Raw genomic sequence first — 20,845 nt, 5'->3', positions numbered from 1 at the left:
ACTAATCAATTATAATGAGAACCAGATCGCAACTCCTTTTCGCCTGCCTGCTTTTTTCGGCAATGGCTTGGTCGCAGGCTAGTGCCGTTAAGAAAAGTTACAGCTATATCAATCCCCTTATCGGGACGCAGCGCATGGGGCATACGTATCCCGGGGCGACAGTGCCGTTCGGGTCGGTGCAGCTGAGCCCGGATACTGATACTATCCCTTACGAACTGAATAAAAAATACAACGGAAAGGTCTACGAATACTGTGCAGGCTACCAGTATGAAGACAGAACCATTGCCGGATTCAGCCACACGCATTTCAGCGGTACGGGCCATTCCGACCTTGGCGACCTGCTTATCATGCCCACTACCGGGGCATTACAGCTCAATCCGGGAACAGCGTCGAATCCTAAGACGGGCTATCGCTCGGCCTATTCGCATGCAAACGAAACTGCCCGCGCCAATTATTATAAGGTAAAGCTCGATGACCATAACATTACTGCCGAACTTACCACAAGCCAGCGTGTGGGCTTCCACCAGTACACTTTCCCGAAAGCTAATGATGCCCATATTATCCTCGACCTTATAGCAGGAATCTACAATCACAATGAAAAAAATGTCTGGACATTTGTACGCGTAGAGAATGACACCCTCATTACGGGCTACCGGCAGACACAAGGCTGGGCACGCACAAGGACAGTCTATTTTGCGATCGCGTTCTCAAAACCGTTTAGGCAGTACGGAGCACGCAAGTATGATGAAGGCAACATCTACAAAGGGTTCTGGCGGAAATTTGATGAGACGAAAAATTTCCCTGAAGCAGCAGGCAAAAACATCAGGATGCATTTTGATTTTGAAACTGCAGAAAACGAACAGGTAAAAATAAAGGTTGCCATTTCTCCCGTAAGCACTATTGGCGCTTTGGAGAACATGAAAAAAGAAATACCGCATTGGGATTTCTATAAAACGATGCACGAAGGTGAGCTGCTTTGGGAAAAAGAATTGAACAAAATAAATATTGAAACAATCCACGAGGAAGATAAGGTCAACTTTTATACGGCAATGTACCATGCTTTCATCAACCCCACAATATATATGGATGGTGACGGCAGTTACAAAGGGCTCGACCAGAACATCCATAAGGCAGACGGATTTACCAATTACACCACTTTTTCTCTTTGGGATACTTACAGGGCGCTGCACCCGCTATTCAACATTATTCAGCCGCAGCGCAATACAGATATGATAAAATCAATGCTGGCGCATTACGACCAGAGTGTACACAAGGCGTTGCCGGTATGGTCGCACTACGCCAACGAGAACTGGTGCATGATAGGCTACCATTCCGTTTCGCTCATCGCTGATGCCATTGCAAAAGGCAACACCGGTTTTGATATGGAGAAAGCGCTTGGGGCCTGCATCAGCTCATCGAACCTAAGGTATTATGACGGAATTGAGTATTACCTGCAATATGGCTATGTGCCCGAAGATAAGAATGGGTCATCGGTATCCAAAACCCTCGAATATGCCTATGATGACTGGTGTATTGCCCAGATTGCTAAAAAGCTGAATAAGCCTGATGTCTATGATACGTATATGAGGCGTTCTCAAAATTATCGGAACGTATTCAATAAAAGTACCGGCTTTATGCGCCCAAGGCTTACGGATGGCAGTTTTAAAAAAGAATTCGATCCGCTCGATACCCATGGGCAGGGCTTTATAGAAGGCAATGCATGGAACTACAGCCTCAGCATACAGCACGACCCCGAAGCGCTGGTGGCGTTGAATGGAGGTAAGGAAAAATTCACGCAGCACCTCGACTCGCTGTTTGCGATGCAGCTTCCGGATAAGTATTTTGAAAAGACCGAAGATATTACACGCGATGGAATCATAGGTAACTATGTTCACGGCAACGAGCCTTCGCACCATGTGGCCTATCTCTACAACTGGACCGGCTACCCGTGGAAAGCCCAAAGCCGCGTGAGGATGATACTCGATGCGATGTACCATCCGGCACCTGACGGGCTGGGAGGTAATGACGATACCGGCCAGATGAGCGCGTGGTACATTTTTTCGTCGCTTGGGTTCTATCCGGTAACACCGGGATCTGATCAATATGCACTGGGCAGCCCGAAGGTGAAAAAGGCGGTTTTACACTTCGAAAACGGCAGGTCACTGGTGATAACAGCTAAAAACCAAAGTGACAAGAACGTCTATGTCTCTAAAGTCGAGCTTAACGGTAAAATGTTGGACAGGCCTTTTATAACGCATGAAGAGCTTATGGGCGGCGGCGAGTTGATCTATTACATGACTGCCAAACCAAAGAAATAATATTGCATGATCCTTAAGTTATTGCGAAGCAATATTTTTGCGGTTTAAGAGAGATTGTTTCGGCATCAGTCTTTGCGGCTTGCGGCTTTGCGTGAAATTATAAATAATTATACCTAAGTATACTTTCTTTAGCATTAATTGGAAAAGGCTGTCCCTGCAAAATGGACAGCTTTTTTATTTTCATCTGACAGAAAACAATCCCCTATGCTTTAATTCATTTTGTAATACGATACTAATAACCGCTTTTTGTATTAATTTTTTTACTGTTAAGTGTAGATATATTTAATGTAAATGATTAAATAGTATCACATTGCATTTGCCTAATGATGTATGTTTGTCGGGATAAAAATTTATTAAATATCTTAATTATCAGAAGATTATTAAAGTATTTTATTTTTTATGTGCGAATAGTAGGGTAGAAGCTGTGTGTGGCTGTCTATTCTACGGTTGGATTTTGATTTGTTTTTGTTACTTATTGTTGGGGAGCCGATCAGGGTGGCTCTCCAACTTTAGCAAGCACCATTTGGGTGAAACAGATCAGGCATTAATACTGCTAAAAAGCAGATCGGTAGGTTTTTCTTTATGTAGGCGGGGAGCCGGTTGGCGCTCCGGTTACTTTTAAACTTTGTCTTCAAAATAAATTGCTATATAAATTACTTAACAAAAAGAAAGATCATGAAAAAAACTATCTATTTTATTTTATTCGCGAGCCTGTTTTGGCCGTACATCGCGCTGGCGCAGGATTGCGAACCGGTCAACACTCCCTACACTGAAAACTTTGAGTCAGCAGTACTACCGGCAGCGCCTGACTGCACTTCGTTCCAGAATGGCGGTGCAGGCAATAACTGGATCACCGCGAATAATCCCGATCCCGACTTTACTACCAACACCCTGGAATATATTGCCAGTCCTGACAATGCCGCCGATGCCTGGTTTTTTACACGCGGCATCAACCTTACCGCAGGTGTTGATTACAGGGTGTTTTACAGCTGCGGCAACAGTAACGATGCCGCTGTTGAGAGGCTGAACGTATATTATGGAACCGCTGCTGATGCCGCTTCTATGCTCACAAATATCACTTATCCTGCAAACGTGGAGATTACAGCCTCCGAACAACTGATATCGCTTAGGATAAATGTTGAGGCCAGCGGGGTATATTATTTTGGGTTTAACGCTGCTTCTGATGCTAACCAGGGCAACCTGTTTCTCGATAATATCATAGTGAAGGAATGGACGTACCAGCCGCCCCAAAACCTTAAGGTTACCAATGTTAGCAATACAGCTGCGACCCTTAGCTGGAATTTTGCCAACGTACTGGAACCCGGATTTTTTTACCAGATATCTATAGTTTCGGGAACGGGCGATCCGGTAGCGGGACTCACAACGGCCACGGCTGATATTCTTACGCTCAACAGTTACTATCCGCTGACCCCGGGCGAAACCTATTCGGCCTATGTACGGTCGTTCTGCCAGGGTTCGTTTACCGAATGGAGCGAGCCGGTACTGTTTACCACCGCCTTATGCGAAGAAGTAGCTACAGTACCCTTTTTGCAGGACTTTGAATCTGCCAGCGTTCCGGCTGTACCGGAATGTGCGCTTTTGGTTACAGGCGATACCGGAAACCCATGGACAACGGTAAACAACCCCGGAAATGGTTTTACAGATAATGCACTTCATTACACCGGTAGCGATGAGCAGGCGGATGCATGGTATTTTGAAAAAGGGATTTATCTCGAAGCAGGTACGCCGTATAGGCTGTCCTATACTTATGGCAATAACAGCGCGACAGGTACCGAAAAATTGGCATCATATCTTGCGACCAGCCCAAATCCCGCTTCAGCAAACGCGATAGGCGTGCATGATAACGTTACGGGTGGTGAGCCCGTCCACTATGCTTTTGAAAACCCTATTACGGTTACTGAAAGCGGTATCTATTATATCGGGTTTAAAGTATATAGCGATGCTTTTGAGGGGCACTTATATGTTGACAATATTGTATTGCAGGAATGGCCCTGCAACCCTCCTCAAAACGTTGTAGTTTCTCCTATTACAAATACCACTGCCACAATATCATGGATGGCGAATCAAGAGAATACCAGTCTGGGCTATTTCTATGACTACAACACAACGGAAATAGCGCCGGAGGGTACCGGGACCATGACAATGACACCTTCATTGGAACTGAACGATCTTGAGCCGGGGACAACTTATTATTTCTACATAAAAAGTTTCTGCGGGCCTGTCAATGGAGAATGGACTATGGTACCGTTTACTACTACCGATATCATGGGAACCGGCGGTGCTGCCTTCGCAAAAATGGAAGTGTATCCCAACCCGGCTAAGGATGTTGTAAGGATAAAAAATACTGATAATATTGATAAGGTTGAGGTTTACAATATTACCGGCCAGTTGGTACACGATCAGTTAGTGGAAAACACAGATGCCGTTATCAACCTCGAAAAGCTTTCTTCCGGCCTGTATCTGTTGAAAGTATATGCTATGGGTGAAAAGAAAACAGTGAAAATACTTAAACAGTAGTATTATTCACTGTCATATAAAAAAGAGCCTGTTTATTTTTTATATTTTGCCGGAGTGCCACAGGGGTTCTCCGGCTTTTTTTGTTGATAATATGAACGCACAAAAAAACAGCCCGAAGGCTGTTTTGGAGCATATTGGGATTTTGTGAAAAATCCGTGTGAATCCGCCAAAATCCGCGTTATCCGCGTTCCCTTTTAGATGATCTAATTCATCTCAGGATCGGGTTTGTCTTTTTTACCATTATCCATCATTTCCATAAGCTTAAGGCCGAGCATTCCGCTAAGGGGATTATCGGCGCCGCCATTACCGGATATCATCACATCAGGAATCACTTTAATATTGCCTTTGCCTATCTCTTCGGTAATTTTATAACGGGTAAAGTTATCGCCGCCCATCGCCGAAACCTGAAGTTGGTAAGCTTCCGCAGTCGATTTACCTATCGCCATGATCTTCTCGGCTTCAGCCAAACCTGTTTTAGAGATGCGCTCTGCTTCGGCGCTTGCAGTAAGTTTGGTAGCCTCTGCCTGTGCGCCGGCCCTTGCTTTTGTGGCTTCCGCTTCGGCATTGGCCCTCATCTTGGTAGCTTCGGCTTCGGCATTTACATTCAGCTTAAGGCTTGTGGCGTCACCTTCCGCCTTTTTCACGGTAGCATCGGCAGTACGCTGTGCTATCTCAACGCTCTGTGAGGCACGCACGATCTCTTTCTGCATGTCTGCAATCGCAGTTTCTTTTTCCACACCCTGGCGCTGTTCCTGTGCCATTCTTTGGGTTTGGTAGGTTTTCTGCTCTTCTTCCGCAATCTTACGGTCGGTCAGCGTTTTCATCAGCGATTCCGGAGGTACAATGTCCCCGATCAGTGTATCAACAGCATTCACGTTATATTCGTCTAATACCGCCTTGATGTGGTTCTTGGCCGATTCCTGGCGCTCTTTCCTTGTGCTCAGGAACGAAATGACATCACTGTCCTGCGCCGAGTTACGGAAGTAGTTACCTATGGTAGGTTCCAGTACCTGCGATACCAGATTGGTCATACTGCCGAAACGCGCAATCACCTTAGGTGCTTCATTGGCAGGCACGTGTATGATCTGTGCCACATCCAGGTTGAAAGGGAAACCATCTTTAGAGCGTACCGTAATGGTCGACAGGTTCTTATCGAGGTTGTGCGATTCGCTGCGTGCATTGGCCCAGTTCAGCACCAGGTTGGTGGTAGGTACCGGTTCCAGTTTGGTAGTATAAGTATTTATCGCATACTTGCCGGGTCCAAGCGGTTCTACCCACACACCGCGGTCGCCTTTAGAAACAATGTTGCCGTGCTTAAAGGTCTCGCCGGTAACGTCTATGCCGTCTTCTCCTATATAAGATATCACAACGCCCACATAACCTATCGGCACATCCGTCATTGGTATCTGCTCGATCTGCACACCCCATGTATTAAGGTAGTAGGAACCGGCCAGCATCACCTGTGGCTGCAAACCCCTGTTGCCGCCTTTATCAAGGAATTCGTTTAAATCCTGGAAGTTGTTGTGCCCCTCAATAAATTTACCTGCTATCTGCCCGATAGGTATCGGCTCACCGTCAAGGGCGGTAACCACACCCACCATATTTTCCCATATTTTTATCTGTTCTGTAATTACGACTTCAAACAAAAAGGTATTAATCCTGTAGGAACCTGTGGTGACAAAAGCTGTCTGTCGGCCTTTTTGCCCGCCGTTATCCAAAAATGCCGCGGCATCCTGGAAGTTATCGCATTCCACCCTTCGTGCCAAAATGCGGCCTGTAGGTATCTCTTTACCGTCCTTGCTCAGGATAAGGCCTATCTTGCCTTCCGGGATAATGGTGAACGGTGTCATGTCAATGCTGTACTGCCATATCCATTTCATCCAGTACAGGCCGGGAGCGAGCGTTTGCGCCTGGAAACCTGCTTCTCCCTTGGTTGCCACAATGCGGCTGTCGGGCATGGACTTTCCTTCCCCGAACAAAACGAACTTTTTGGTAACCAGCCCGATCTTATCTTCAGGCACTATTACCATTCCGAAAAAAACACGTAGTACGAATTTGTACCCTAAAACACATAAAATTACCGGAATTGCCCACCAGTAATTTAGAATAATTGTTGTCATATTATAAAAATTAGACTACAAAATTACAAGGCGGTTTTCAGATAAATTAGGATTTTAACTATTGACATTTTTGTTAATTAAATGTGAAAAAACGCCTTAATCTAAGGCCTGAAATTGTTCGTCTGCGACATTATTTTTTGAAAAACAAACTATGATTGGCATTTTGGGTTTTAACAATTTAAAAGGCAGATTTTACACCTCTGTATGTGTTTTAAGGCGATATTGTGCAATTTCATATTTCAGGACTGTGTAAATTTTATTTAACCACATAGGCACATAGCCATAAATAAGCTTTAAAGTTCAATAAAGTGACACAGAGCCTGAAGCTACGCTTCACTATGTTTAAATATATTCGCTTTAGCATCAATAAAGAGCTATGGTTCTATTTTATTAAATAAATTTATAGAGTATAAGTTTTTTACAATGCTTTGTGCCTTTATAAAAACCTTCCTGCACCTTGTGGTAAAAAAATATTACCCTGTGGTAGATTTTTGACCGAAATGCTTAACTTTGTATTGAAAAGTACTTTTATATGAAAGAACAGCAGGATCTTATCCGGGACATATCCGAGATTCGTTCGATGATGGAACGGTCTACCAAATTTCTTTCCCTGTCCGGTTGGGCAGGCATCATGGCCGGTGTATATGCCCTGGCAGGAGCGTTTACAGCCTATAAAGTATTTGATTTTAACCCTGACGAAATTGTCTATTCCTCGTCTTCAAGAGGTGAGGTCGCAACAGTTTTGGTGAAAGTGTTTTTATTGGCGGTTGCCATATTGGTTTTGGCTATTGGCACCGCATTCTATTTTTCCAACAGGAAGGCGCAGAAACGAAATGAAACGATGTGGAATGCTACTTCAAGGCGGTTGCTTATCAATATGAGCGTACCACTGATCACCGGCGGTTTGCTTGCCCTGGTAATGCTATCAAAAGGACTGGTAGGGCTTATCGCGCCTATAACACTGATATTCTACGGACTTTCATTATTTGTCGCAAGCAGGTACACTTATGAGGATATAAAGATATTGGGCCTGGTACAGGTAGCCCTCGGGTTGGCAAGCTCCTATTTTATTGGCTATGGCCTGATTTTCTGGGCGCTTGGTTTTGGGGTTGCCCACATAGTTTATGGCATATATATACACGTTAAATACGACAGGTGAAAATTTCAGTAAATGGATTACATAAGGCATTCGAGAGCCGCATCAGGCTGGGAATCATGTCAGCGCTGGCTGTTAATGATGCCCTCGACTTCAATGCCCTTAAGGAATACCTGGATGTGACCGACGGCAACCTTGCCAGCCACCTGAAAGCGTTGGAAAAAGAAGAATTCATTGCTGTAGAAAAATCATTCGTAGGCAGGAAGCCCAATACCAAATATGTTATGACCAAAGAGGGCAGGACGGCATTCCTGGAGCACCTGAGGATACTTGAAAATTTAGTGAAGTCACATAAATAAAAAAATTTGCAATAAAACTTTGTATTTCAAAGTTCTTTTAAATAATAATAAAGAAATATGGAAACGGAATATTTTGTACAAAAGGATTCGATAGTACGGCAGATATGGGGCAACAGCGATAATATCCTCTTTATATTCGCAGGCGCTTCGGCAGAGTTTGCGCTCAACAAGGCGGTCGACTGGCTGTACTTTACCGGCAAGCTGCCTGCCGATCCGCTGGGGAGACTTTTCTCTACGGTTTCCTACGCCCGGTCAATAATTTTTTCCGATAAACAGGCCGCCCTGAAAGCTATCGACACCATTGCGGCAATACATGCCGCAGTAGAGGCAAAGCGAGGTATGGGCATTCCTGACTGGGCTTACAGGGATGTGCTGTTTATGCTAATCGATTATTCAGTGAGGTCGTTTGAAGTGCTCGAGCGCAAATTAAATAAAGACGAAAAGCAGGAAGTTTTCGATGTGTTTTACAGGGTAGGGGACCGGATGGGATTGAAAGGCCTGCCGGAAACTTTCCAAGAATGGCAAATAATGCGCCTGCATCACATGGACCATGACATGCAGCACAGCATTTATACGGACGACCTGTTCCGACAATACCGCAAGCATCTTGGGCTTGTGCGTTATCGTATACTATTAGAGTCACAATCGCTGATAGCGCCGCAAATAGTACGTGAGTTCCTTGGCTTTAGAAGAATGTCGCTGCTGAGGCCTTTTATTGGTACTTATAAGCTGGCGAGATACCTGAAAGCCGACGGGATATTGAAAGCCATGATCCAGCCTTCGAAATATAAGAACGACCTGAAAGCGCTGGATGTTGAACCAAGAGGGCGCAAGTGTCCTTTTCACTTTAAACTTTCTTAAAATGCAAACGGCACGTAGCTTTTATAACCGCATAACTTTTCTATACCCTGTGATAAACGTTTTTTTAGCAGGCCAGAGAAAAGTCCTGATCCGTGAAGTGAACAAATGTCCTCCCGGTACCCTGCTGGAAATAGGTGTGGGTACCGGTTCGCACCTGCCTATGTATGTTTGCCACGATATTACAGGCATCGATATTTCTGAAGCCATGCTGAATAGGGGAAAACGTTTTGAAAGCAGCACTATTAAGCTTATGGTTATGGATGGTGAGGATCTTTCGTTCCCCGATGCTTCTTTCGAATATGTGGTGATGTCGCATGTACTGGCTGTTGCCAAAGATCCCGACAGGCTATTGGAACAAGTACACAGGGTACTGAAGCCCGGCGGAAAGTTGTTCATCCTGAATCATTTTACGCCGGATAACGGATTGCAATATATCGACAGGGCTTTTCATCCGGTATCTTCACTCTTTCATTTTAAGTCACTGTTCCGTTGGCGGGAAATTGAAGGGCTGCAGCAATTTTCTCTGGTAAAACAAACAGGGCTGGGGACCGGCTCTTATTATAAACTCCTTATTTTTTCCAGGCCTTGAAAAAGTACATCCCACTATTAGCCGTCGCTTTACTGGTATGCCTGTTTATCTACGTATTTTACCGGACAGAGAAAACATTGGTCAACCAAGTTGTCATAGCATTGATCTCCAGAGGACGCTATCACAGTTTAAAAACAGCCATAATTTCAGCACTACCGCTAAGGGACTGTATTGTTTATTCCTTGCCCGAAGGCCTGTGGGTATTTTGCATTACGCTGACTTCCGGGCCATTTTATATCCGGTTGAAAAATTATAAGCTAAGGTTGGTATTCATCCCGATACTTATAGCCGTGGGAATGGAATTGTTACAGTTGGTACATTTTTTAAACGGCCGTTTCGATCTTATGGATATTGCTTTTTCAACCGGGTTCTGGTTGCTGGCGTTATTGCGGACAAGGAATCATTTATCAGAAGAGCCCATCTTCCGGTCATTTGATACACAAAGCGTCAGCTGTATAGTATGCTATAGTATTGTGTATTTAGCGCACGTGATCTATTAGATTTGGTCTTGGCAGTAACCTTTTAATGTCGTGTAGTCTTATAAATGATATACCCATTCGGTTTCAGGTCAGTATTTCCAATCAATAATCTGGCGCCTGCCGGAAGCTTTACTGTAGTTTTTGTCCCAAAGTTAAGGATCACGGTAACCTCTTCATTTTCAAAACTTCGTGTAAAAAAGATCCGATTCTCTTTATATTCCAGTTTTTTGTATTGCCCGTATTGCAGTGCTTTTTCAGAATTTCGTAAAGCAATTAGTTTTTTGTATTCAGAAAATATTGAGTTTTTCTTCTTTGACAGAATTTCTACATTGACTTCCTTATAATCAGGATTTATCTTTATCCAGCTTTTCGCGGTTGAGAATCCGGCAAACTCCTGTGCATTCCATTGCATCGGGCTGCGGGATTTGTCGCGGTTTTGGGCATTGGCTTCAACCAATGCTTCAGCGGGTGTCTTCCCTTTTTCAACAGCTAGCCTGTAAGCCGTTTTCGCTTGTATATCTGCTATTTCCTCAAAGTTTTTGGCAATGATATTATGCATCCCAATCTCTTCGCCATAATAAATAAAAGGAACTCCCTTTGCTGTAAGCATCAGTGCAGCAAGCGCGGTTGCTTTTTCAGGGTCTCCACCCGCTAACCTGTCGATCATCCGCGGCATGTCGTGGCTCCCGAAAAACAGGGTAGGGTAGCTGCTCATTTCCTTTTCCATGCTTTGAAGCTCGTTAAAAATCCTTTCCGCAGAAAAAGAGGGAATGCTCCCGAAATTAAAATTGAAAACCACATCGAGCAGGTCTTCCGCCTGGTATTGTTTCAACACTTCGATCTTGTCACTGCCAATTTCACCTACAATAAAACGGTTACCGTATGCATTCACTGTCGATTTTATAACCCGCATGGCATTTTTTACGCCCTCCTGGTCAATGTCGTACAGGTGCTGCTGCTTTCCGTCTTTTACCGGGTTATCCTGCGTGATGCCATCCGTGTTCAGGAAGTTTATCACATCGAGCCGGAAGCCGTCGACACCGGCATCAAGCCAGAACTTCAGTATATTTTGTACTTCGACTATAACCTTAGGGTTCGACCAGTTGAGGTCGGCCATCGTAACATCAAACTTGTGGTAATAATATTGGTTGGTAACAGGATCCAATTCCCATGCAGGCCCTCCAAAGAACGACTCCCAATTGTTGGGCTTATCTTTCCAGATATAATAATCGCGATACGGATTGTCTTTAGATTTCTTCGCTTCCTGAAACCATTTGCATTGTGTTGAGGTGTGGTTCAGTACCAGATCCATGATTACTTTGATATCCTTTCTATGAGCTTCTTCCAGAAAAGTTTTAAAGTCGGCCATAGTCCCGTAGGCAGGGTCGATGGCATAATAATCGGCAACGTCATAGCCGTTATCTACCTTAGGAGAAGACAGGAATGGGGTCAGCCAAACACTTCCGATCCCCATTTCCTGCAAATAGCCCAGTTTGCCGGTGATTCCTTTGAAATCACCATAGCCGTCCCCACCGCTGTCTGCAAAGCTGGGCATATAAATCTGGTAAAATACGCTTTCTTTCCACCATTTTTTTTCATTCCCCAAGTCCTGTCCGCGCATAGCCATACAACTGAAAAAGCAGGCGGTTATAATTAAAAATATACTCCTGCCTTTCAATGTTATTTATTTTTCGGTTGGTAATTATAATCTACAACAACGCCGTCTACCAGCATCTTTGAGCCTTCAATGGTTATTTGGCCTTTTGCAGGGACCATTACGATGATGGCGGAGTTTTTAGGTGATAGCTTTAATTTTGCCGTAGACGATACATTTTTCGCTACAAAAGTCCCCGATACGGTGTCATACAGATTGACCTTTTTACCTTTTGCAACCTTTACATTAACCGTCTTTCCTTCCGTATAAGGGTTGTAATACAAATAAGAAGGGTAGGCCTTGTCGTGGAAGAAGTCGGTGGCTAGCAGGTCTAGCTGCAAAACGCCTTCCACATTCGTTTTTTTGATGATGCTCCCAAAGATCCCCACGTGCCCGCTGCCGTAAACGCTCAACTGCGACTGCGGAGGGTTTTGCCCCAATACCCAAAGCGGCCCATCGCCCTGTGCAACAGGAGCCTGAACGTTTTGATACTGGTCCATGTTCGATTTTTTGATGATCCCTTCGTAAGCAATGACATTTTTGCCTGCGCTTGCAAGTTCCGGGATGGTTTCGTGCTCATCCGGCATGTATTGCGGGTAAAAGAATTTTGAGGCATTAGCGGCATTCAGCATCCATTTGCCTATCGCATTGGCATACGACTGGTTATAGCGCACCATGGGCACTAAAGGCCATGCGGCATCATAGGTATTCATAAGGAAGCCATAGCCGCCACGGTCTACCGTACTGCCTACGATTCCCGATATATCATACCCATTCCAGTTGCCCACCAATACTCCCCAGCCCTCACGGCACAGCGGTGTACCATCAAAACTCCAGTGCAACATCTTGTTGATGTCGTAGGCTTTATTTTGCTCGGCATTTATCCTTGCAGCCAGGTAGGCCCCGAAAGGCATCAGCAATTCATACGTAGGGTTCAGCTTTTGCGATTCCAGTGCACTGAGGGCAGACAAAGCGCCTTTCAGGTATCTGGTATCGCCAAACTTTTTGTAAGCGGCATATAGAACCCAGGCATGCCCTGCGGCTGCATCGGGCTGCGCGCAGATGTTATTTTTCATGGGCATCATTTTCCCATAATCGAAATACGAATAGTCATAATTGCCATTCAGGATTACATCCGCATCGTAGAATTTATCGGCAATTGTCCTTGCCATTTCTTCAAGTCCGGGCTCATCCGGGTATTTGTCATAAATAGCATAGAACAGCAGGTTGGGGTACACATCATACCACCAGTCGCGCCCGTAACCTCCACCAAGGAGCGCTACTTCGGGACAGGTATTGTTCATCATGATGTTCCATCCGGTTTCGCTGTTGTAATAGTTTTTCAGCATGGCAACATAGTTACGGCTGTCCTGGTTGGTCTTATCAATACCGACAAGGGTCCCGCCTAGTGTTGCGCCCATAGTAGCGAGCGCTTCATGGAACATGCCTTTGTTGTTGCGAGGCCCCTGACGTACATCACCTATGGCAGTATACAGGCCCACGACGTCCTGCGGGAAGTTTTTTTGTGAGGTATCCACCCAAACCAACGGCCAAAAGTCGCCTTTAGCATTAAAGTCATACACTGTACGATCAAAATCGTGCGACAGCTTCGTGTAATCGATGATCTCAAAAGGCTTCGGGAAATCGGCCATCTGGTCCACACGCGGTATAGGCTGCTGCTTTACCTGCGCGGCCGCGCCAATTCCCGATAGTAATAAACAGACTGCCGTAGCTTTATATAAAATGTTCATGTGATTGATTGATGTTAATGTTAAACAAGGTTGGCAGCAGTTTCTTCCAGTACTTTCGGCTCTTCTATGTCGTTTTTTTCAGGAGCTATGCTGTTGCCCTGTGCAATTATCTTTTTGCTTATAAATATAGAGCATAACTGGAGCAATGCAATGATACCGATGGCATAACGAAGCGCAAAATCTTCGGAGATCACAAAGTACAAAACCAAAAACGTGCCAGCGCCCAAAAGCCTGCCAAGGTATAAGCCCGACTCATGATTCAGTATGTAAGCAAACTCGCCCCTTTTTTCGATGTGCGATACGATATCGATAACACGAAGCTGGATAGGGTAGTAGGCCAGGTCCATCAGTGGTTTTGCGATAAGCAGCAGCAGCAGGAATATTATAACGCTGGTCTGGTCGAACAATGCGCCATTAAGGCATGCGCCCAATGCAAACAGGATTAGCCCTGCCGAAAACGTCTTGATCCTGTCGGACGGCTTGGAGAAACGCCCGATAAAATAAATAATAATGGCGGCAAGGATGGCACCAATCGACTGCGCATTGCCAAGAGCGCCTTCCTCACCTAAAATCTTAAAGATAAGCATTGCCGGCGCTGTCACCAAAAAGCCCTGTGCAAGGCCCTTGAACATGGCAAGCGACAATAATTTGTACCAAAGCGGATGGAACTTAAAGAAAATATACTTTTTCTGGACAGGGTTTTCAAACTTGCCCCTGAAGCAAACCATAGAGGCGATCATGGTAATGATAAATACAACCCCAGTAATGATAAGATAGGCATTGTGCTTTTCAGATTCGCCTGTTTTCGACTGGATGAACCACCCGATCGTGGCAGGCACGGCTATGGCAATAATCGTGTAAATGAAAGTCTCGAGCCCATAATAATAGTTGCGGTTCTCATCATTGGTGATCGAGATCGCAAGGTAATCCCTGTTAGCCCAGTACAACCCGAATGACAGCCCCATGGTAATGCCCGCAATGGCTATCCCGGTCAGGTCAAGGGTCTTCAGTGACATCATTATGACCATCGAAACACCGCTGAGCATCATCCCTGTAGAATATAGCTTGCGTATATTAAAATATTTCAGCAAAAATCCGTTCAGCAGGAAAGTAAGCGGGATGCCTGTATAGATAGCCAACTGGTAAATAACGACCTTCGACGTATCATCAGAATTTCTCATGATATAAGCCGCCACAAAAATATCGATCACCGGCTGTACCAGCGCATAGACCATGTTGGTGAGAACCAGTATTTTGAAATTATGGCTCTGGCTTCTAAAATGGCTGAACTCCGAACTAAGTTTCTTTAGCATTACTTCTATTTTAAAAGTGAGAGTATTTCTTTGATAGAAAATTTCGCTGCACATACAAATTCGTCGGCCGCACCATAATAAACGTTTACCGTGTCGCCATCCGGCTCAACGATATGGCCGTTGGTAAATACCACATGCCCAAAGAAGCCTTTCAGCTCATATTCTTCCAGTGGCATCATTATAGGGTCTTCGGTTCTTGAAATCACTTTTGAAGGGTCATTCAAATCCATTAAGAAAGCACCCAGGCAGTACTGGTGGTGTTCGTTGGCGCCATGGTATATTTCGAGCCAGCCTTTTTCGGTTTTGATAGGCGCAGCGCCACCGCCAACCCTTTTGCTGTCCCAGTGGCCTTTTCGTGTTTTAATAATGCATTTGTGGTCGCCCCAATGGATACCGTCGGGTGAAGAAGCGATCCATATATAGTTACCGCCGATATCCACGCTGCTCGGGCGGTGGATTGCATAAAACAGACCATTTATCTTCTCTTCAAATATGGCACAGTCTTTATTGTGTGCGGGGAATATAAGCCCGTGCTTTTCAAAATTTTTCCAGTCTTTTGTAGTGCGCAGGCCAACGCCAACGCCATTCGGAGAAACAGAAGTAAACGTCAGGTAATACGTACCGTCTATCTCAGCTACACGGCAATCCTCGATACCGAATGTTTCCATAATGCCTTCGCCAACCAGTGCCGGGTAACCTTCAGGCTCATAAAAATTGATGCCGTCGTCACTGCAAAGCAGGCGCAGGTGCGAGAGGGTAGTGAGGTAGTCGTTTCCTATATAATTGATTACCCTGGCATCAGTAGCAATGAGCTCAGGGTGCGATGTTTCTATTTCCATGATCTCAATTCCTCCTGTATTGGTAAGTACCGGAAAGGAAATGATACCGTCTTTTTGTTTGGGCCTCTCTGCGACCCGCACGATTAGCCAGGTCTTTCCCTGGAAGGTAAATGCGCCCGGATTTAACAGGCAGGTAATTTCAAGCCCTTCTGTACTTGGCGCCAGGTCCTGTGGAGACAATAGGGGATTCTCAACAAAGCGTTTTGCAATGTCTTTCATAATAGTTGTATTGAATAATTAAGGGTTAACCCAGGCCTGCTTTAACAGTACCTGAGCTAACCCAAACTTTTATTTTAATAGCCTTCGTTTTGCGTAAGCGTTCCGGCAGAAGCGTCAATCTCAGATTGTGGAATAGGGTATAGGTAGTGCCTGTCCTGGAAGTTTTTTCCGTGGGCCGTCATCACCTGTTTTGCAATGCCCCAGCGTTTCAGGTCAAGCATCCTCTGGTTCTCAAAGCCAAGTTCGGCCCTGCGTTCCGATATCAGCCAGCCTTTTACAGTAGCCCCGTCAGTAGATGCAGGCCTGTCCGGCAATGTTCCTGCAGGAGCAAAGTCACCTGTAGCGGTAACCGTATTCCTTGCCCTGCTCCTGATCTGGTTAATGATAGCAATAGCGCCGGCGTGGTCTCCCTGCTCGTTCAAAGCTTCGGCTTTCCAAAGCAGGGCATCGGCATAGCGAATGTAGATCTTGTTGTTCGGCGCATCGTCATTACCTTTATTAGTACCGTCAAGGCTTCCAAGCATTTTATTCACGTTTTGGTGAGCAACATCCACCGTATACAATAACCTTGGGTCGTTCGGTTCAAAAGAAGCCAGGAAATCGGCGCTTGGCGCGAAGAATCCCCATCCCAGCGGCGCACAGATGCCGTTACCTCTTTTTGTAGGCGTGGCATTGGTCTGGTGGTCAAAAGCAAAAATCACTTCGTTATCGGTAAATTCAGTGCTGAAACTGTCAAAATAATTAGCATTCAGGCTAAACCCAAGTGGAGCCAGTTCGTCAACCAATGATGGAACAGCGCTCCAATTTTCGGTATACAATTCGGCTTTTGCCTGCAGTGCAATAACTGCGCCTTTAGACACTCTCCATTTTTCGGTATCCGATGAGAATTTACTGTTTGGCAGCAAGCCTTTCGCCAGGGCAAGGTCTCCTTTTATCTGGTTCCACACTACTGCTTTGTCTTCCCTTACAGCTACCTCAAAGGCTTCCTGGTAGGTTTGTACCGGCCTTAAGATAAGAGGAACATCCCCAAAGTTTGTTACAAGTGAAAAATAGTAGTAAGACCTCAGGAAATAGGCTTCACCCAATAATTGGTTCTTTCTTTCAGGGGTAATTCCGGTAATAGCTTCGATATCCGGATTTGTGAGGTGGAATATTGCGATATTGATCCTCTTGATACCCTCATAATCATACTTCCATAAGCCGTTCGGGCCACCGTTTGTCGAGGTGAAAGTGAAGTTGTTCAGGTCGTCGATCCAGGGCTGGTCGCCATCAGGATTCCATTTCTTTTCCATATCATCCGATGCCACATCCTGCATCACGTAATCGTTCTGGAATACAAGTCCTCCGCCCCAATCCCATTGGGCAAGGATATTAAGCCTGTTCGACAGCAGGTCATAAGAAGAGCGCACAGACGTTTCTATCGTTGCAAGCGTTGGGGTAGTGTTAGCTTGCTCTAAAGTTGTTAGCCCTACAGGGTCCTTCGTTAGCTCATCCTCGCAGCCGGCAAGTGTGATGATGCCACATAGCAGTCCAATTTTAATATAATTTTTCATGATCAATTTTTTTCTAGATTTTTACTTTCGCACCAAAGATAATTGCAGCAGATTGTGGGTACGTTCCTTTATCAATGTATGATGTTGATTCAGGATCCAGGCCTGTATACTTTGTGAATGTGAGCAGGTTCTGCCCCGAAACATATATACGTAAACCGCTGATGCCCGGTACCACATTATTTAGCGTATAGCCAAGTTCTATGTTCTTCAGCCTTAGGTAAGAAGCATCTTCCACAAATTTGCTTGATACAAACCCGCCGCCATTATTATTGAACGTAACCCTTGGAGTCGTATTACTTGTACCTTCACCATGCCAAGCGCCCAATACTGCAGTTGTAGAGTTGAACGGACGGCTGTCATAATCAAGTATCTGCTTCAGGTCATTATAACGGTCAACGCCCTGCACACCCTGGAAAAGGAACGAGATATCAAAGTTCTTGTACGATGCATTAAACGTGAAACCATACATCATTTTTGGGTTCGGGTTACCGATAAAAGTACGGTCATCCGCATTGATCTGCCCATCGTGGTTAAGATCCCTGAATTTCATATCACCCGGTTGGGCACCGTTTGCATTGGTATATAGGTAAGAGCTCACCTCAGCAGCATTCTGGTAAATTCCGTCAAACACATAACCATAGTAAGAATATGCCGGCTGTCCAGCTTCTATCCTTGTGTGGTCAGAATCATTTTGTATATTCTTCACAAATTGCTGAAGACGGTTTACATTGCTTGTAAGTGTAGAAAGGTTGGCATTTACACCATATTTGAAGTCGTGGTCGTTATTTTGGTATTTTACTCCAAACTCGAAGCCTTTGTTCTCCACCTGGCCTGCATTAACATAAGTTCGGTCGATAACCCCTACAGATACAGCGGGAAGTTGTACGGTCAACAGGATATCATCGGTGGTTTTGTTAAAATAATCGGCAGAGAACGTCAGCTTATCTTTAAAGAACCCAAAATCAAGACCTACGTTGGTTTGTGTCGTAGTTTCCCATTTAATGTCAGGGTTACCAAAGCGTGTATAATTCACAACTCCTCCGGTTGTAGTGATCAACGTCTGATAGGCATTATTAGGTATTTCCTGGTTTCCTAACTGGCCCCAGCTTGCCCTTAATCTAAGGTAAGAAAGCCAGTTTACATCGGTAAGGAAGTTTTCGTTAGAAATAATCCAGTTAGCGCCGACAGAAGGGAAATACCCCCATTTGTTGTTCGGGCCAAACCTTGAAGAAGCATCGGCCCTCATGGTTGCTGTTGCAAAATACTTATCCTTATATCCGTATGAACCTGATGCAAAATAGGATAGCAAACTCCAGCTGGTTTCTGATCCTGAGCTGTACGGGTATGGTGTATTGGCGCTTCCAAGCCCTCCGTAATCGAGGTACCTGAAAGGATCTGTAGTATTATCAAAATTCGACCTTGCACCACCTAATGCAGAAGAGTTGTTAGTTATGAACTCCTGGCCTAAAAGTACGTTTACGTCGTGTACACCATTAAATGTCTTTACATAATTAAGCGTGTTAGACCATGTAAAAGTCACATCCTGTGTCCTGCTTTCATTAAGGCTGTTCGGCCTGTTGTTCCTTCCTAATCCATAGTACACATTGCCTGTGTCTGTGATATCAGCGTCCCCGAAGTTCTCGCCAAAAGTTTTACCATGCAGGAATTTTACGTCTGCGCCAAAGTTGCTTTTAAATTTAAGCGATTTGTCGCCCAGGAAAGCATATTGTGCATACACATTGCCAAAAGTCTGGAAAACCTCCCTTATATCATCTGTAAAATGTACGATGGCCAAAGGGTTAGAGCTGTATTCATAGTTCCTGCTGTAATCGCCGGGACCTACATAAAACGGAAGGTCAGTATAAGGATTTGCCGCCGACCAGGTAGGGTCGCTCGGGTCTTTGTATACAGGAATAACCGGCGGACGTATAAGCGCATGGCGGATAACACCCGGCGAGTCGCCGCTTGACGACAACCTGTCCTGCTTGGCAAAGCTCATTTGCAAGTTCGTGCCTACATCAAAACGATCGCTTACAGCTGCATTTACATTCGACCTGAAGTTGACCCTTTTAAAACGGTCATTCTTTTCCGTTACAATACCATCCATGCCATAGTAACCGCCGGAAATAAAGTATTTCACTTTGTCTGTAGCTCCGCTTGCAGATATATGCAGGTTGTTAGAAACACCTGTTGTAAAAAGCTCATCCTGCCAGTTGGTATTGGCAAGGTCGGTCCTGGTCCTCCTGTCAAAAGCATACGGGCTTTCGGCACCGGCAGCATTGCCAAGGGTATTGTGCCATGCCTGGTCTTTAACCGTAAGGTACTGGTCCGTGTTCAGCATATCAGGGAGGTTTTGCGCAAAATGCACTCCTGTAAACATATTCACTTCAAGTGTAGGCTTGCCTTCAACGCCTTTTTTTGTTGTTATAACCAAAACACCACCCGCAGCCCTGGAACCATATATCGCAGCAGCAGCGGCATCCTTCAAGACGTTGATGGACTGAATGTCGTTTCCGTTAAGGAATGAAATATCGCGTGTTGGTACACCATCGATCACATATAATACATCATTGTTGCCCAAGGTGCCCTCACCGCGTATCCTGATCTTGATGCCATCGCCGGGAGCACCGGTACTTGCCGCAACAAATACACCTGCTATCTGCCCCTGTAAGGACTGGGACACATCGGGAACCCTTGTTTTTAAGGTGTTCTCAACATTTACCTGTCCTACGGCACCGGTTATGGAGTTTTTCCGCTGTCCTACATAACCTGTAAGCACTACCTCGTTCAGGGACTGGGTATCCTCCATTAAAGTAATGTTCACGGTGCTGTCGCCGGTCACGGCAACTTCCTGCGGGATATACCCTACATAATTAAACACCAGTACAGCATCTGTCCCGATATTGCTGATTGTATATTTACCATCAATATCCGTCATGGTGCTTATGGTAGTACCTTTAACAATAACATCTGCGCCGGGCAAAGGGCCGTTCGCATCCGAAACGGTCCCGGTAACCGTTTGCGCATAAATAACACCTCCTGATAACATTGTCCATAAAAGGAGCAAAGTGTAGATAATTTTCCGATTCATATTAAAAAAGGTTGAGTTGTTAATAATTGGTAAATTTTTCTCATGTTAATAATAAATGGTTAGTT

13 protein-coding genes are annotated in these 20,845 nt (G+C 45.0%); 6 read left to right on the top strand and 7 right to left on the bottom strand.

Annotated elements, in window-relative coordinates; translation table 11 throughout:
• Positions 1-14: 14 nt before the first annotated feature.
• Both HYN59_RS15595 and HYN59_RS15590 read left to right on the top strand, forming a co-directional pair.
• Positions 15-2,318: a GH92 family glycosyl hydrolase gene (locus tag HYN59_RS15595; protein ID WP_108779165.1), complete on the top strand. Its 2,304-nt coding sequence runs from the start codon at positions 15-17 to the stop codon at positions 2,316-2,318.
• 675 nt (positions 2,319-2,993) lie between these two features.
• The gene (locus tag HYN59_RS15590) at positions 2,994-4,856 is read left to right on the top strand and encodes a T9SS-dependent choice-of-anchor J family protein (protein WP_108779164.1); all 1,863 of its coding nucleotides are present in this window, start codon (positions 2,994-2,996) and stop codon (positions 4,854-4,856) included.
• A gap of 203 nt (positions 4,857-5,059) precedes the next feature.
• On the opposite strand, the gene HYN59_RS15585 is transcribed toward HYN59_RS15590, so the two are convergent.
• Positions 5,060-6,976, bottom strand: a complete 1,917-nt coding sequence (locus HYN59_RS15585) for an SPFH domain-containing protein (RefSeq protein WP_108779163.1) — start codon at positions 6,974-6,976, stop codon at positions 5,060-5,062.
• Between the two features lie 532 nt (positions 6,977-7,508).
• Here HYN59_RS15585 and HYN59_RS15580 point away from each other — a divergent pair.
• From HYN59_RS15580 to HYN59_RS15565, 4 genes are read left to right on the top strand one after another with little or no spacing between them, the layout of a single operon-like run.
• On the top strand, positions 7,509-8,135 hold the full coding sequence (locus HYN59_RS15580) for a hypothetical protein (protein ID WP_108779162.1): 627 nt from the start codon (positions 7,509-7,511) through the stop codon (positions 8,133-8,135).
• Positions 8,132-8,431, top strand: a complete 300-nt coding sequence (locus HYN59_RS15575; protein WP_108779161.1) for a winged helix-turn-helix domain-containing protein — start codon at positions 8,132-8,134, stop codon at positions 8,429-8,431. The genes HYN59_RS15580 and HYN59_RS15575 overlap by 4 nt, the downstream gene beginning before the upstream one ends.
• A 57-nt stretch (positions 8,432-8,488) precedes the next feature.
• Positions 8,489-9,292, top strand: a complete 804-nt coding sequence (locus tag HYN59_RS15570; protein WP_108779160.1) for an oxygenase MpaB family protein — start codon at positions 8,489-8,491, stop codon at positions 9,290-9,292.
• Between the two features lies 1 nt (position 9,293).
• Positions 9,294-9,881: a class I SAM-dependent methyltransferase gene (locus tag HYN59_RS15565; RefSeq protein WP_108779159.1), complete on the top strand. Its 588-nt coding sequence runs from the start codon at positions 9,294-9,296 to the stop codon at positions 9,879-9,881.
• A gap of 522 nt (positions 9,882-10,403) precedes the next feature.
• Here HYN59_RS15565 and HYN59_RS15555 read toward each other — a convergent pair.
• The 6 genes from HYN59_RS15555 to HYN59_RS15530 form a co-directional block, all read right to left on the bottom strand.
• Positions 10,404-11,915 (bottom strand): alpha-glucosidase, encoded by a 1,512-nt coding sequence (locus HYN59_RS15555; RefSeq protein WP_245895597.1) that lies wholly within the window; start codon positions 11,913-11,915, stop codon positions 10,404-10,406.
• Positions 11,916-12,040: 125 nt separating this feature from the next.
• The gene (locus tag HYN59_RS15550) at positions 12,041-13,765 is read right to left on the bottom strand and encodes a glycoside hydrolase family protein (RefSeq protein ID WP_108779157.1); all 1,725 of its coding nucleotides are present in this window, start codon (positions 13,763-13,765) and stop codon (positions 12,041-12,043) included.
• 20 nt (positions 13,766-13,785) lie between these two features.
• The gene (locus HYN59_RS15545; RefSeq protein ID WP_108779156.1) at positions 13,786-15,078 is read right to left on the bottom strand and encodes an MFS transporter; all 1,293 of its coding nucleotides are present in this window, start codon (positions 15,076-15,078) and stop codon (positions 13,786-13,788) included.
• Between the two features lie 5 nt (positions 15,079-15,083).
• Positions 15,084-16,136: a glycoside hydrolase family 130 protein gene (locus HYN59_RS15540; RefSeq protein ID WP_108779155.1), complete on the bottom strand. Its 1,053-nt coding sequence runs from the start codon at positions 16,134-16,136 to the stop codon at positions 15,084-15,086.
• 74 nt (positions 16,137-16,210) lie between these two features.
• Positions 16,211-17,689 carry a RagB/SusD family nutrient uptake outer membrane protein gene (locus HYN59_RS15535; RefSeq protein WP_108779154.1) on the bottom strand — a complete coding sequence of 493 codons (1,479 nt, stop codon included), beginning with the start codon at positions 17,687-17,689 and terminating at the stop codon, positions 16,211-16,213.
• 13 nt (positions 17,690-17,702) lie between these two features.
• On the bottom strand, positions 17,703-20,780 hold the full coding sequence (locus HYN59_RS15530) for a SusC/RagA family TonB-linked outer membrane protein (RefSeq protein ID WP_108779153.1): 3,078 nt from the start codon (positions 20,778-20,780) through the stop codon (positions 17,703-17,705).
• Positions 20,781-20,845 lie beyond the last annotated feature (65 nt).

The organism is Flavobacterium album (genome assembly GCF_003096035.1).
Taxonomy (GTDB): domain Bacteria; phylum Bacteroidota; class Bacteroidia; order Flavobacteriales; family Flavobacteriaceae; genus Flavobacterium; species Flavobacterium album.
This window is presented reverse-complemented; position numbering and strand designations above follow the sequence as displayed.